Raw genomic sequence first — 13,995 nt, forward strand, 5'->3', positions numbered from 1 at the left:
GTGGAGCCGCTCGTCATCGACGGCGTCGCCCTGTCGTCGCGGCTCATCGTCGGCACGGGCGGTGCGCCGAGCCTCGAGGTGCTCGACGAGGCTCTGCGGGCGTCGGGCACCGAGCTCACGACGGTCGCCGTGCGGCGATACGGAAGCGGAGCGGGCGGCCTCTACGCCCTGCTGCGCGAGCGCGGCATCCGCCTCCTCCCCAACACCGCGGGCTGCCGCACGGCGCACGACGCGGTGCTCACGGCCGAGCTCGCGCGCGAGGCGTTCGGCACGAGCTGGATCAAGCTCGAGGTCGTCGCCGACGACACGACGCTCCTGCCCGACCCGGTCGAGCTGCTCGACGCCGCGGAGCGGCTCGTCGCGGAGGGCTTCACGGTCTTCGCGTACACGAACGACGACCCCGTCACGGCGCTGCGGCTCGAGCAGCTCGGGGTCGCGGCGGTCATGCCCCTCGGCGCGCCGATCGGGACGGGCCTCGGCATCCTCAACCCCCACAACATCGAGCTCATCGTGTCGCGCGCATCGGTTCCCGTCGTGCTCGACGCGGGCCTCGGCACGGCGTCGGAGGCGGCGCTCGCGATGGAGCTCGGCTGCGACGCGGTGCTCCTGGCGACCGCGGTGACCCGCGCGCACGACCCCGTGCGGATGGCCGCCGCGTTCCGCCATGCCGTCGAGGCGGGCCATCTCGCCGCGCATGCGGGGCGCATCCCCCGGCGGCGGCATGCCCGCGCATCGTCGGAGACCGAGGGGATGGCGGTCCTGTGACGGCGCTCGTGGCGCCCGGTCCGGCGCTCTCCGACGAGGAGCGGGAGCGGTACGGCCGGCAGCTCATCCTGCCCGGCATGGGCGATGCCGGGCAGCGCCGGCTGCGTGCGGCGCGCGTGCTCGTCGTGGGCGCAGGCGGCCTCGGCTCGCCCGTGCTGCTGGCGCTCGCCGCGGCGGGGGTGGGCGTGCTCGGCGTGGTCGACGACGACGCCGTCGAGCTCGGCAACCTGCAGCGCCAGGTGATCCACCGGGTCGCGGACATCGGACGACCGAAGACGGCATCGGCACGCGACGCCATCGCGGCGCGGAACCCCGGGATCGAGGTGCGCGCGCACGCCCTGCGTCTGGATGCGCGGAGCGCGGCCGGCGTTCTCGCGGACTACGACCTCGTCGTCGACGGCTCGGACAACTTCGCCACGCGGTACCTCGTCGACGACACGGCGGCGGCGCTCGGCCTTCCGCTCGTCTGGGGATCGGTCCTCCGGTGGGAGGGCCAGGTCGGGGTCGTCTGGGCCGAGCGCGGCACGCGCTACCGCGACCTCTACCCGGATGCGCCGGGCGCGGCGCTCGACTGCGCGACGGCGGGCGTGTTCGGCCCGCTGTGCGCGCTCGTCGGCGCCCAGATGGCGGCCGAGGCGATCAAGCTCATCACGGGAGCAGGACGCCCGCTCGTCGGCCGCGTCGTCGTCGTGGACGCACTCGCCGCCGGATGGCGCGAGGTCGCGTTCGCGGCGGATGGCCCGGCGGAGGCCCCAGGGGACGGCGAGACGGGGGCCACGGCGGATGGCGCGGTGCCGATCGTCTCGGCCGCCGAGCTCCGCGCTGCCCTGGCCGGCGGCGCCGCGCCTCTCGTCGTGGACGTGCGCGCGCCATCCGAGCCCGGGGCCATCCCGCATGCCGTCCGCTGGACGCTCGACGAGATCGAGGCGGGGGAGGAGCCGCCCGAAGCCGTGCGGCGTGCGCTCGTCGAGCGGCGCGAGGTCGTCGTGCACTGCGCCCTCGGGGTGCGGTCGCGCCGCGCGGCGGAGGTGCTCCGCGGGCGCCCGGAGTGGCGCGCTCATCCGCTCCGCTCGCTCGCGGGCGGGATCTCGGCGTGGCACGCGCTCGAGCAGGCCACGGCGCCGACGTGCGCCGCGGCGCCGTGACGCGATTCGGGAAAACCCGAAAGAACGTCTCCGGCTGACTCTGGGGCGCCCGCGCGAGGGCCGCCCTAGCTTGGAGGCATGACCACACAGCTCGCCTCCGCTTCGACCGCGAGGACGTCGCGCCCGCTCCGGGTGGCCGGGGCGATCGCCCATCTCGCGGCGCTCGGCTTCCTGGGCGCCTTCGCGTTCACCGCTCTCTTCGGGCTGCTCGGCTTCGGCCTCGGCACCCTCCCGCTCCTCGGCTTCGGGCTCGTGCTGCTCGTCGCCTTCGTCTACGTCCTCTTCGCCGTCGCCTGGCTCGAGACCGCGCGTGTCGACGGGCTGTACGGCTTCGGCCTTCCCGCGCTCGCATGGCGCCCCCGCGTCGGCCCCGGCTTCGGCGGCTGGCTCCGCACGCTCCTGCGTCAGGCGGTCGACCCGCGCATGTGGCGGGCGATCGCCAACCTCGCGATCGCGACGGTCTTCGGCGTGATCGTCATGGGGCTCTTCCGCCTGCTCATCTGGTCCATCGCGATCTGCTTCGCTCCTCTCTCGGGCGCGGACACCGTGCGCGGCGCGTTCGGCCTCGAGTTCGCCGCCGCGTGGGCGCCGCTCGCCGGCATCCTGGGCGTCATCGTGACCGCTGCCGGGATCGTCGGGCTCGCGCTCCTGCACGGCGTGCTGAGCCGCGCGATCGTCGTGCCATCGCAGGAGGAGCAGCTGGCCGCGCAGGCCCGCACCTCCGACGCGCAGCGAGCGGGCGCCGTGCGCGCCTCCGAGGTGGAGCGGACGCGCATCGAGCGCGATCTCCACGACGGCGTGCAGCCCCGTCTCGTCTCCGTCGGGATGACCCTCGGCCTCGCCCAGCAGAAGATCGACAGCGACCCCGATGCCGCCCGCTCGCTCATCGAGGAGGCGCACACCTCGACGAAGGCGGCCATCACCGAGCTCCGCCAGCTCGCGCGCGGCATCCACGCGTCCGTGCTCGACGACCGCGGCCTCGACGCGGCCCTGTCCGCGCTCGCCGGGCGCTCGCACATCCCCGTGCACCTCGATGTGCGGATGGACGGCCGGTGCAGCCGGGAGGCCGAGGCGGCCGTGTACTTCGCGATCGCGGAGTCGCTCACGAACGCCGCGAAGCACTCGCGTGCCGCGGAGTGCCGGGTGATCGTGCGCCGCCGCGACGACGGCATGCTCTGGGCCCGCGTCGAGGACAACGGCATCGGCGGGGCGCGCGTGCTCCCCGGCGGCGGCCTCGACGGCATCTCGAACCGCATCCTGTCGGCGGGCGGCACCGTCCGCCTCGACAGCCCGAACGGCGGACCGACCGCCCTGGAGGTGAGCGTGCCATGCGCATCCTGATCTGCGAGGACTCGGTCCTCCTGCGCGAGGGCCTCGTGCGCCTCCTCGAGGACGCCGGCCACGAGATCGTCGCGGCCCTTCCCGACGCGAGCGACCTGCTGGCGGCCGTGGAGGCATCCGCCCCGGATCTCTGCATCCTCGATGTGCGCCTCCCCCCGACCTTCACCGACGAGGGGATCCGCGCGGCGATCGAGGTGCGGGCGGCGCACCGCGAGCTCCCCGTCCTCGTCCTCTCGCAGTACGTCGAGGAGCGCTACGCGAGCGAGTTGATCACGGCGCAGGGCGGCGCGATCGGCTACCTCCTCAAGGACAGGGTCGCCGACGTCGCGGAGTTCGTCGAGTCGGTCGACCGCATCGCGCAGGGCGCGACCGTGCTGGACCCCGAGGTCGTCGCGCAGCTGCTCAGCCGGCGCACCCGCGACGAGCGGATGACGCGGCTCACGGAGCGCGAGCGCATGACGCTCGCTCTCATCGCGGAGGGCAAGTCGAACCAGGCGATCGCCGGCGTGCTCTTCGTCTCGGAGGCGAGCGTCGAGAAGTACGTCACCTCCATCTTCCAGAAGCTCGGCCTCGAGCCGGACGAGTCGGGCAACCGCCGCGTTCTCGCAGCTCTCGCCCACATCGAGAACACGGGCGGAACGCCCCAGACAGGAGCGACACGATGAGCACCCCCACCACCCCGCCGGCCTTCGATGCGTCGGCGTACGATCCCGCGGCCGTGCCCCCGCGCCCGGCCCCTCCCACCCCTCCCGCATCAGGCGGCAAGGTCGTCGCGCTCGTCGTCGCGGTGATCGGCGGCGTGGCGCTGCTGGGCACCGCCATCGGCTCGGGCGTCGCCGCGGCGCGCGGCGCGTTCTCGGTCGACGAGACCCTCACGGCGGCGGCCGCCGGCGTGACCTCCCTCGACATCGACGCCTCCGGGGCCTCCTTCGCGATCGCCTACGGCGACGTCGACGAGGCCGTGCTCGAGGTGACGAACGCGGATGACGGATGGCGCGTCTCGCGCGACGGCGGCGAGCTGTCGGTCGACCGCCGCGACGGGTTCTTCCGCGGCTGGTGGTTCGGCGGCGACTGGTTCGGCGGCGACTGGTTCGACGACGAGCAGACCGTCGTGCTGACGCTGCCGGAGCGCCTGAAGGGCGCGGGCCTCGATGTCGACCTCTCGCTCTCGGGCGGCAGCCTCACGGCCGAGGGCGACTTCGGCGAGGTCGACGCCGAGGTCGGGGCGGGGTACCTGAGCCTCGACGGCTCGGCCGCGTCGCTCGAGGTCGATCTGAGCGCGGGCCAGGCCGACCTCGCGCTCGCCGACGTCGCGGAGGCCGGCTTCACGGTCGCTGCGGGCCGTCTCGACGCCGAGCTCACGGGCGACGCGCCCGCCGAGGTGACCGTCGATGTGAGCGCGGGCTCGCTCGACCTCGTGCTCCCCGACGAGACCTACGCCGTGCGCTCCGACGTCTCGGCAGGCGACTTCGACAACCGCCTCGACGTCGAGAGCTCGTCGCCGCGCGAGATCTCGGTGCAGGTCGCGGCAGGGGATGCGACCCTCCGACCGGGTGGCGCCTCCGCGCGCTGACGGGCTGCCGCACCGCGAGCCGGCCCCGGGTTCCGTCCGGGGCCGGCCCGCTGCGCGTTCGGTCGCTGCGGGATGCCCCGGGTCCGGTCGTTGAGCGAGCGGAGCGAGTCGAAACGCGGGGCGTTCGGAGGCTGGGTTGCGGCATTTCGTCTCGGTCGCTGCGCTCCCTCGCTCAATGTCCGGGGGGATTCCGGATCGTCTCGGTCGCTGCGCGATGCCCCGGGCCCGGTCGTTGAGCGAGCGGAGCGAGTCGAAACGCGGGGGCGTTCGGAGGCTGGGTTGCGGCATTTCGTCTCGGTCGCTGCGCTCCCTCGCTCAATGTCCGGATGGAGATTCCGGATCGTCTCGGTCGCTGCGGGACGCCCCGGGTCCGGTCGTTGAGCGAGCGGAGCGAGTCGAAACGGGGTGAGGTTCCGAAGACGTGCGGAGCGGACATCCCGGATCGTTCGGCGAACGGTGAACCTCGTGGCACAGGATGGAGGGCATGGCTCAGGATCGTCGTCGGCGCGTGATGGAGAGCGTTCGCAGGGCGCTGTGGAGCGACGCGTCGAAGGCCGCCCCCACCGAGCTGCTCACGGTCGTCGACGACGCGATGGCCGTGCGGATCATCGACCTCGCGATGCGGGTGGCCGAGGTCATGCTGTCGGTCGGCGCGTCGGCGAAGGAGGTCGTGCTCGCGGCCCTGCGCATCACCCGCGCCTACGGGCTCAAGAGCGTGCACGTCGACGTGACCTACAACTCCGTGACGGTGTCGGATCACCGCGGGGGCGACGACCTGCCGATCACCCTCATGCAGGTCGTGCGGTCGGCCGTTCCCGATCACGCGAAGCTCCAGCGCCTCCAGGCGCTCGTGACGGAGATCGAGGAGGGCCTCGAGCTCGGCGAGGCGCGGGCGCGGTTCCGCCAGATCCGCCGCACGCCGTTCCTCTACCAGCCCGGCGTCGTGATCACGGTGCAGGCGCTCCTCGCGGTCGGCGTCGGCGTGATGTTCGGCGCCTCGTGGATCGCGCTGGCCGTGACCTTCCTCGCCGCACTGGGCGTCGCCGGCTCCCAGGCGGGTCTCGCGAAGCTGCGCGTGCCCATGTTCTTCAGCCAGGTGGTCGGCGCGTTCACGCTCGTCGCCGTCACGGTCGTCGTCGCGCTCCTGTCGCGCCTCGGCGTCGAGCCGTTCACCGATGTCCGCTCGACGATCGTCGTCTCCTCGGGCATCGTGCTCATGCTCGCTGGTCTCGCCGTCGTCGGAGCCGCGCAGGATGCGATCGACGGATTCGCGCTCACGGCGGGAGGGCGCATCCTCGAGCTCACCCTGCAGACCCTCGGCGTCGTGCTCGGCATCGTGGTCGGGCTGCAGCTCGCGAGCGCGCTCGGCGTCGGCCTGCAGCTGCCGAGCGAGGCGCTGCCGTTCGGGCCGTTCGCGGGCCAGATCGTCGGTGCGGTGATCGTGGCGATCACCGTCGCGGTCATGAACGGCGCCGGCCTCCGCATCGTCGTCGTGAGCGTCCTGCTCGCGACGATCGCCTGGACTGGCTACGCGGTGCCCTCGGCGGCCGGACTCGACGCCGCCGGAGCGAGCTTCGCGGGGGCGTTCGCCGCGAGCCTCGTCGGCGCGCTCATCGCCCAGCGCCTGCACGTGCCATCCGTCGCCGTGACGACGGCCGCGATCGTCCCCCTCGTTCCGGGCTCCGCCGTGTTCCGGGGTCTTCTCGGGATGGTCGAGGCCGGCGACGACACCGCGCGGCTCATCGTCGCGACGCAGGCGCTCGTGACCGCCGGCATGATCGGCATCGCGCTCGCCGCGGGCGCGACCCTCGGCCTGTTCATCGGCTCCCCGCTGCGTGCGACCCTGGACGGCGTGCGGATGAGGGTGCGGACGACCGCGCGCCCCCGCGCCGCCGCCGGCACCGGGAAGCTCGTGCCGGTCCCGCCGCGCGGCGAGGCCGACGGCGCCGCGATCCGGGATCAGTAGGCTGACGTCATGGACCTGAGAGTCGCCGCCTACGCCGTCATCGTCGACGACGCCGAGCGCGTGCTGCTCTCGCGCTGGATCGAGGGGTCGAAGCCCGCCTGGACGATGCCGGGCGGCGGGATGGACCCCGGCGAGCACCCCGCCCAGACCTGCCGCCGCGAGGTGCGCGAGGAGACGGGCTACGAGGTCGAGCTCGGAGACGTCATCGGGGTCGACTCGGTCGTCATCCCCGCCCGCAAGCGGCTCGCGGGCACCGGCGACATGCAGGCGCTGCGGATCGTCTACCGGGCGACGATCACGGGCGGGTCCCTCGCCTACGAGCTCGACGGGTCGACCGACATGGCCGAGTGGATCCCGCTCAGCCGCGTGCGGTCGATCGAGCGGGTCTCGTTCGTCGACACCGCCCTGCGGATGGCCGGACTCCTGTGACGAAGGGAACGCACGTGAACGGTCGGATCCTGCTCGTGAACGGGCCGAATCTCAACCTCCTCGGCACGCGCGAGCCCGAGATCTACGGCTCGGACACGCTCGACGACGTCGTGGCGCTCGTCGAGCGGACGGCCGCCGATCTCGGATTCGAGGTGCGGGCCATCCAGAGCAACCACGAGGGCGCGCTCGTCGACGCGATCCACGAGGCGCGCACCGACTGCGACGCGGTGGTGATCAACCCCGGCGCGCTCACCCACACGTCGGTCGCGCTGCGCGACGCCCTCACCGGCGTGCACCTGCCCTTCGCGGAGGTGCACATCTCGAACGTGCACGCGCGCGAGCCGTTCCGCCACCACTCGTACCTGTCGGACGTCGCCAGCTGCGTGATCGTCGGAGCGGGCGTGCAGGGCTACGCGTTCGCGGTGCAGCGCCTCGCGGCTCTGCTCGCTCCCGCGCGCTGACCGCGGCCTACTCGAACGGGGCCGCGAGGCCGAGACCCTCGCAGAAGTCCTCCGTGGATGCGTACTGCTCGTTGGGCAGCACGGCGAGCCGGCGATCCTGCATCATGCACACGGTCGGGTTCACGACCCGCACCAACTCGACGTCGCCGTCGGTCGGCACCGCGTTGTAGCCCGCCATGCAGAACTCGAGGGCCTGCGCGACCCGATCCTCGAGAGCGAGCGTGCGGTCGCGATCGCGGTCGTCGTCGACGAACGACGTCGTGCCGTGCGGCGCCGACAGGTCGGCCGTCGTGTAGCAGTCGAAGCTCACGTTGAGGTCGTCGGGCTTCGCCATCTCGACGAGGATGGCGCCCGCGGTGGTGACGGCGACGACGAGCGCGGTCGTGGCCGCGGTGAACGTCAGCCTCGAGCGGCGGCGTGCGCGGTTCCGGGCGATCTCGGCGAAGATCTTGCGGCGCATCGACGCGACCTGGTCGTCGGTCGGGGGGTGCAGTCTCATGATCCCTGCTCACGGAAGGTGCCGCGGAGGGAGCTGCGCAGCTCGGCCCTGGCGCGCGACAGGCGGTTCCGCACCGTCCCGTCGGTGACGCCGAGCGCGTGCGCGGCCTGCCGGTAGGTCATCCCCCGGTCGAGGCAGAGGTGGACCAGCTCCTGGTCCCGCGGCGAGAGTCGGCCGATCGCCTCGGCGATCGTCAGGGAGAGCTCGGCCTGCAGGGCGCGGCTCTCGGGCGACGCCGTCGGATCGGCGACGTCGTGCTCTCCGGCGTCGAGGTGCGCGTGATCCTTCGCGCGCTTCCGCAGATGCGCGTACGACAGGTTGCGGCACGTGACCATGAGCCAGGGGAGGGCGGATCCGTCGGCGGTGCGGATCCTCGCGGCCTTCTTGAACGCGACCACGAAGACCTCCTGCGTCACGTCCTCGACGTCGCGCGGTGAGATGCCGAGGCTCAGCGCGAAGCGGAAGACCGTGCGCACGTGGCGCTCGTAGATCGTGGCGAACGCCGTGTGGTCTCCGCGTGCGACCGCGTCGAGCAGCGCCTCGTCGGCCTGCGATGGCACGGCTGCCACGTCGTGTTCCACTGCGTTCACACCCTGTAATGCTCCGGTGTCCCGAATCGTCTCACACTTCGTCCGCGACGTGTCCCCCATTCGGAGGACACAACGCCTTGACACCGTCCGCACGGCGTGCGAGATTCCGGGGACGGGGTTCGTCGATCGGGGCTCCGGATAGAGGAGTCGGCATGGGCGCCATGAGGAAGCGAATCGGAGCGGTGCTCGCCTGCATCGCGGCTGTCGGGGCGAGTGCGATCGCGGCGGCGCCCGCGACGGCATCGGTCGAGCAGGATTGCGGCGTCTTCGTCGACACGGGCGAGACCATCTGCGTGCCGCGCGGGGAGGACCTCCACGCCGCCGTCCTCGAGCAGACCGGCCAGGTCGTCGTCGACGCGGCCGCGCCATCCGCCCGCTCGTCGAGTGCCGACGGGATCGAGGCGGGCGTCGCGGCGACGTACCTGCTCGCGCGCCTGTACGACGGCACGTCGTACACCGGCTCGTACTGGGACCTCTACGGATCGAGCTCGTGCGTGTCGGGGCAGTGGATGGGCAACGCCAACATCTCCTTCCAGGACCGCGCCTCGTCGATGCGCGGCTACTCGAACTGCAAGGTGAAGGTCTACGAGCACACGAACTACGGCGGGGCGTCGTACGGGTACTACTCGTACTCGAGCTCGATCAGCAGCACGATGAACAACAAGGCGTCCTCGGTCCGCGTCTCGGGATAGCGGTCAGCGGATGGCCTCGATCGGGTCCGTGATGTCGGCGACGGTCGCGCCGTAGGCGGCGATCAGGGCGTCCGCGTCGACGAACAGCGTGTAGCCGTGGGCTCCCGCGCCCATCGAGACGCGCTTGCCGACCATCCGCTCGTCCGCGTAGACGGGCCAGTCCCGCGTGGATCCGAGCGGGACGATCGTGCCGCGCTCGTACCCCGTCGCCTCGAGAGCGAGGGGCGGCTCGGGCAGGCGCAGCCTGTTCACGCCGACCACGGCGCGCAGCTTCGACCACGAGATCGAGCGATCGCCGGGCACGAGCGCGAAGTAGAACCGGTCGCCCTTGCCTTTCACGACGAGGGTCTTGACGATGTCGGAGGGCGCGATGCCGCGGAGCGCGGCGGCCTCCTCGAGAGACGCGGCACGCGGAGACGCCTGCACGTCGATGTCGAGTCCGCGCTGCGCGGCGGCCGCGCGGACGCGCTCGAGCCCGTCCTGCGTCGTCGTGCCGTCGGCCATCCGCTCTCCTCCTCAGCGTCGCGCTCCGCGAGGAGCACCCGCGAGCGCAGCGGAACGGCGCGGCGGGTCGCCCCGCCGCGCCGGATCCTCAGGTCAGGCGTCGGGCGCCGCGAGCGGGTCGTCGGCCACCCAGAGCTCGTCGTCGGCGCGCAGCGTCTGCCACGCGGCGTAGAGCACGCCCGCGGCCGCGGCGATGCCGAGGATGAGGGCGATGACCGGGCCCGCGCTCGACTTCTTCTTGGGAGCGACGACGGGGAGCCCGGCGCGCGAGCGGGCGAGCTTGTCGCGCGTCTCGGCAGCGACGTCCCAGGCCGAGAGGGCCTTGCCCACGACCGCGCCGGCGACCGGGACGACCGATCCGTCGATGAACTTCTTCGAGGCCTTGACGCCCTGGTCTACGAACGGGCGAGCCCGGTTCACGTAGGGCTCGAGGATCTCGTGGTACTTCTCCTCGATCGCGGGTGCGACCTGCTTGCGCCCGAACGTCTCGAGCTGGCGACCCGCCTGCCGTGCGACGTCGGCGGCGCCGGCGGCGACGACCTGCTGCGCCTCCCAGACGTGCGCCGCGGACTGCTGGAGCTTCTTGAGCTCCTTCTTCTGCTTCCTGCTGAGGCTGAGGCTCACGTGTGCCCTCCCGCGTCGATGGGGTCTGCTTTCGACCATCCTGCCAGATGGCATCCCCGATCAGCTCCGGCCTTGCGGACTCTGAGAGAATGTGCCCATGACTCAGCACACCGCCGTCGCGACCATCCACACGAACCACGGCGACATCGTGGTCAACCTCTTCGGGGACCACGCACCCCGCACCGTCCAGAACTTCATCGGGCTGGCGGACGGCTCGCAGGAGTGGACCGACCCGCGCACGGGCGCAGCCGGCGAGGGCCCCCTCTACAAGGACGTCATCTTCCACCGCATCATCCCGAACTTCATGATCCAGGGCGGCGACCCGCTCGGCCAGGGCGTCGGCGGCCCCGGCTACACGTTCGACGACGAGATCCACCCCGAGCTCGACTTCAACGCGCCCTACAAGCTCGCCATGGCCAACGCGGGCAAGCGCCCGAACGCCATCACGGGCAAGCTGAGCGGCACGAACGGATCGCAGTTCTTCATCACGACCGACCCCACCCCGTGGCTGCAGGGCAAGCACACGATCTTCGGCGAGGTCGCCGACGACGCGTCGCGCGCCGTGGTCGACGCGATCGCCCAGGTTCCGACCGGCGCGGCCGACCGCCCGCGCGAGGACGTCGTCATCTCGTCGATCGACGTCGTCGCCGTCTGACACGGCGCTCGCGTGACCACCGCCGACCGACCCCGGAATCCCGACGACTACTGCTATCGGCACCCCGATCGCCAGAGCTTCGTCCTGTGCCAGCGCTGCCTGCGCACGATCTGCGCGGACTGCCAGACCCAGGGGCCGGTCGGCGTCGTGTGCCCGGAGTGCATGAAGGAGCAGCGCAAGAGCCGCACACCCGCCCAGCGCCGCGCTGAGCGGCGCTGGCGCGGAGGCGGCACGGTCGCCATCGCCGGTGGCCGTCCGCGCGTCATGGCGTGGATCGCGGGCATCACGGCCGTCGCCTACCTCCTCCAGATGGTCGACGGATACGGCTTCGGCGGCGCCATCGGCGTCCAGCAGTGGCTCGCGTTCTACGCTCCGACGCTGTACCCCGAGCTGACCGGCACCACGCAGCCCTGGCGGCTCGTGACGGTCGCGCTCGTCCACGGCGGCTTCTGGCACGTGGGCCTCAACCTGCTGTCGCTGTGGATGATCGGCCGCATCCTCGAGCCGATCATCGGCAGCGGGCGCTTCCTCGCGCTGTACGTCCTGTCGACCATCGGCGGCTCGGTCGCCGTGGCCCTGCTGGCCTTCTCGACGCCCGTCGTGGGCGCCTCGGGGGCCGTGTTCGGCCTCCTCGGCACGCTGCTCGTCATCGGGCGCCGGCTGGGCGGCGACATCCGCGGCATCCTCGTCGTGCTCGGCATCAACCTCGTGATCGGGTTCATCCCGGGGTTCAACGTCTCGTGGCAGGCGCACGTCGGCGGCCTCATCACGGGCCTCGTCGTCGGACTGGTCCTCGCTCGGACGAGCGGCCGCAACCGCCGCGGTCTGCAGATCGCGCTGCTGTCGCTCGTGGGCGTCGCGCTCCTCGTGCTCCTCGCCGTGCCGCCCGTGCTGGGATACCCGTCGCTCACCTGACACGCACGGCAGACGCCCGAAGGGGCCGGATCCGTCTTGAACTGCTCCCTGGAAGTTGGACTGTTGAATTCAGTTCCGACTTCCAGGGAGCAGTTTCATGCATCCACGTAGTTCACTGTCCGATGACCAGCGGGAGGCGGCGGTAGCGTTGTTCGAGGTCGGGTGGGGTCCGGATGCGGTCGCCACGCGACTCGAATCGCGTCTGAATCCGGTGCGCCGGCTCTATGACCGGTGGCGGGTGCGTGAGGGTAGGACATTGCTGATGAAGCCGACGAAGGCGTCGTACTCGTTCGAACGCAAACTCGAGATCGTCACCCGGTTCCTCGCCGGCGAGACCAAGGCGGAACTGGCTCGCGAGTTCGATCTGTCGTCTCCGAAGCTGATCGAGACGTGGGCGCGGAGATACCGGAACGAGGGCGAGGACGCGCTGCGCCCCAAACGCACGGGCAGACCACCCGAACGGAACGCTGACCCGAGCGAGGCGACTGAGCTGGAGCGGTTGCGGCGGGAGAACGCGCGGCTGCAGGCGCAGGTCGCGTACTTGGGAAAATTGCGGGCCTTGATGGAGCAGCAACGACGGTCAAAGTGAACGCCGTCGTGACCCTCAAGGCAGAACACTCCCTCACCGACCTGCTCGCCGCGGCCGGGCTTGCCCGGTCGACGTTCTTCTATCACCAGGCCCGCCGCGACGCCCCGGACCCGTATGCGGAGCTGAAGGCCGCGATCACGGACGTGTTCACCGTGAACAAGGGCCGTTACGGGTATCGGCGCGTGCACCGTGTGCTGGTGCACGACGGGTGGCAGATCGATCGCAAGACCGTGCTGAAGCTGATGCGTCAGCTCGGTCTGGCCTCCACATCCCGCCGGAAACGGCGGTATGTGTCCTACCAGGGCGAGGTCGGGCAGATCGCCGAGAACATCCTGGACCGTGATTTCACGGCCGAGACGATGAATGAGAAGTGGGTCACGGATGTGACCGAGTTCCGCGTCGGCGACGAGAAGCTCTACCTGTCGCCGGTGATGGACCTCTGCAACCGGGAGATCATCGCGTACTCGACCAGCCGGTCCCCGAACCTGAACCTGACGAACAGCTCGCTGTCCGCGGCGATCGCAACACTCGAGCCCGGGCAGCACCCGCTGGTGCACTCCGACCAGGGATTCCAGTACCAGCACCGCTCCTGGCGGGCGCTGCTCGCCGACGCCGGCGCAACACAGTCGATGTCCCGCAAGGGCAACTGCTTCGACAACGCGGTCATGGAGAACTTCTTCGGCCACCTCAAGGAAGAGTGCTTCCACCACGTCCGCTACCTCAGCATCGAAGCCCTCGACACCGCACTGCACGACTACATCCGCTGGTACAACAACGACCGCATCACCGAACGACTCGAGGGCCTGAGCCCGGCGCAACACCGGACCCAGACCCTCGCAGCCTAGGCTTCAACTAGACCAGTCCAACAAACGCGGACCAGTTCATCTGGGATCCGGCCCCTTCCCGTGTCCCGGCGCCTGCCGCGTGGGGCCGCTTGTGGGCGCGGATGGCGGCCACTCGCGGCACGGGCGCGGCTCGCGACCTGCGCAGGCAGGCTGCGCGCACGTCCGGATCGGGTGAGTTGTCCACAGGCTGTCCACAGCTGTGGGAAGGTTCTCCACGGTTAACCCCCCGTTCTCCACCCCCTCTCCACGGGGTTCTCCACCTGGTTCCCCCACTTCTCCACGGGGTTATCCACAGATCTATCCCCACCTGGGGATGAATTACACCTCTGTTATTCACAGGTGTGAGGCGAGCTGGGGATGAATCACACCGTTGTCATTCGGATGGCCCGGACCGGGAGATCG

At 71.4% G+C, this 13,995-nt stretch carries 17 protein-coding genes; 13 read left to right on the forward strand and 4 right to left on the reverse strand.

Annotation, left to right across the window (positions count from 1 at the left end; genetic code table 11):
• From GC092_RS00140 to aroQ, 8 genes are all read left to right on the forward strand, one after another.
• Positions 1-765 (forward strand): thiazole synthase, encoded by a 765-nt coding sequence (locus GC092_RS00140; RefSeq protein WP_271172504.1) that lies wholly within the window; start codon positions 1-3, stop codon positions 763-765.
• Positions 762-1,910: a molybdopterin-synthase adenylyltransferase MoeB gene (gene moeB / locus GC092_RS00145; RefSeq protein WP_324013336.1), complete on the forward strand. Its 1,149-nt coding sequence runs from the start codon at positions 762-764 to the stop codon at positions 1,908-1,910. Before GC092_RS00140 ends, moeB begins: the two co-directional genes overlap by 4 nt.
• A gap of 78 nt (positions 1,911-1,988) precedes the next feature.
• On the forward strand, positions 1,989-3,251 hold the full coding sequence (locus GC092_RS00150; RefSeq protein WP_324013337.1) for a sensor histidine kinase: 1,263 nt from the start codon (positions 1,989-1,991) through the stop codon (positions 3,249-3,251).
• Positions 3,239-3,916, forward strand: coding sequence for a response regulator transcription factor (locus GC092_RS00155; RefSeq protein ID WP_324013338.1), 678 nt, complete (start codon positions 3,239-3,241; stop codon positions 3,914-3,916). The genes GC092_RS00150 and GC092_RS00155 overlap by 13 nt, the downstream gene beginning before the upstream one ends.
• Positions 3,913-4,824, forward strand: coding sequence for a hypothetical protein (locus tag GC092_RS00160; protein ID WP_324013339.1), 912 nt, complete (start codon positions 3,913-3,915; stop codon positions 4,822-4,824). Before GC092_RS00155 ends, GC092_RS00160 begins: the two co-directional genes overlap by 4 nt.
• Before the next feature lie 484 nt (positions 4,825-5,308).
• The gene (locus GC092_RS00165; RefSeq protein WP_271172499.1) at positions 5,309-6,790 is read left to right on the forward strand and encodes a threonine/serine exporter family protein; all 1,482 of its coding nucleotides are present in this window, start codon (positions 5,309-5,311) and stop codon (positions 6,788-6,790) included.
• A 9-nt stretch (positions 6,791-6,799) separates the two neighbouring features.
• Entirely contained in the window at positions 6,800-7,219 is a 420-nt protein-coding gene (locus GC092_RS00170) for an NUDIX hydrolase (protein ID WP_324013341.1), read from the forward strand.
• Positions 7,220-7,233: 14 nt separating this feature from the next.
• Positions 7,234-7,680 carry a type II 3-dehydroquinate dehydratase gene (aroQ, locus tag GC092_RS00175; protein WP_324013343.1) on the forward strand — a complete coding sequence of 149 codons (447 nt, stop codon included), beginning with the start codon at positions 7,234-7,236 and terminating at the stop codon, positions 7,678-7,680.
• Between the two features lie 7 nt (positions 7,681-7,687).
• On the opposite strand, the gene GC092_RS00180 is transcribed toward aroQ, so the two are convergent.
• Together GC092_RS00180 and GC092_RS00185 are read right to left on the reverse strand one after the other, a co-directional pair.
• On the reverse strand, positions 7,688-8,179 hold the full coding sequence (locus GC092_RS00180) for a hypothetical protein (protein WP_324013345.1): 492 nt from the start codon (positions 8,177-8,179) through the stop codon (positions 7,688-7,690).
• Positions 8,176-8,748 carry an RNA polymerase sigma factor gene (locus tag GC092_RS00185; protein WP_324013346.1) on the reverse strand — a complete coding sequence of 191 codons (573 nt, stop codon included), beginning with the start codon at positions 8,746-8,748 and terminating at the stop codon, positions 8,176-8,178. The genes GC092_RS00180 and GC092_RS00185 overlap by 4 nt, the downstream gene beginning before the upstream one ends.
• A 182-nt stretch (positions 8,749-8,930) precedes the next feature.
• Between GC092_RS00185 and GC092_RS00190 the strand changes: the two genes are divergently transcribed.
• Positions 8,931-9,461, forward strand: coding sequence for a hypothetical protein (locus GC092_RS00190; RefSeq protein ID WP_324013348.1), 531 nt, complete (start codon positions 8,931-8,933; stop codon positions 9,459-9,461).
• 3 nt (positions 9,462-9,464) lie between these two features.
• Here the strand turns inward: GC092_RS00190 and GC092_RS00195 are convergent, their stop codons facing one another.
• Both GC092_RS00195 and GC092_RS00200 read right to left on the reverse strand, forming a co-directional pair.
• Complete coding sequence (locus tag GC092_RS00195; RefSeq protein ID WP_324013349.1) at positions 9,465-9,965, reverse strand: aminoacyl-tRNA deacylase; 501 nt, start codon at positions 9,963-9,965, stop codon at positions 9,465-9,467.
• Between the two features lie 93 nt (positions 9,966-10,058).
• Positions 10,059-10,589: a DNA helicase gene (locus GC092_RS00200; protein WP_324013351.1), complete on the reverse strand. Its 531-nt coding sequence runs from the start codon at positions 10,587-10,589 to the stop codon at positions 10,059-10,061.
• A 97-nt stretch (positions 10,590-10,686) separates the two neighbouring features.
• Between GC092_RS00200 and GC092_RS00205 the strand changes: the two genes are divergently transcribed.
• The 4 genes from GC092_RS00205 to GC092_RS00220 all read left to right on the forward strand — a co-directional run bounded on the left by GC092_RS00205 (position 10,687) and on the right by GC092_RS00220 (position 13,593).
• Complete coding sequence (locus tag GC092_RS00205) at positions 10,687-11,244, forward strand: peptidylprolyl isomerase (RefSeq protein WP_324013353.1); 558 nt, start codon at positions 10,687-10,689, stop codon at positions 11,242-11,244.
• 12 nt (positions 11,245-11,256) lie between these two features.
• Entirely contained in the window at positions 11,257-12,159 is a 903-nt protein-coding gene (locus tag GC092_RS00210; protein ID WP_324013354.1) for a rhomboid family intramembrane serine protease, read from the forward strand.
• 262 nt (positions 12,160-12,421) lie between these two features.
• A complete protein-coding gene (locus tag GC092_RS00215; protein ID WP_324013271.1) occupies positions 12,422-12,748 on the forward strand; it encodes a helix-turn-helix domain-containing protein in 327 nt (108 codons plus the stop codon).
• Positions 12,745-13,593: an IS3 family transposase gene (locus GC092_RS00220; RefSeq protein ID WP_324013273.1), complete on the forward strand. Its 849-nt coding sequence runs from the start codon at positions 12,745-12,747 to the stop codon at positions 13,591-13,593. The genes GC092_RS00215 and GC092_RS00220 overlap by 4 nt, the downstream gene beginning before the upstream one ends.
• Positions 13,594-13,995: the final 402 nt, after the last annotated feature.

The sequence above is a fragment of the Microbacterium sp. JZ37 genome (assembly GCF_035188445.1).
Classification (GTDB): Bacteria; Actinomycetota; Actinomycetes; order Actinomycetales; family Microbacteriaceae; genus Microbacterium; species Microbacterium barkeri.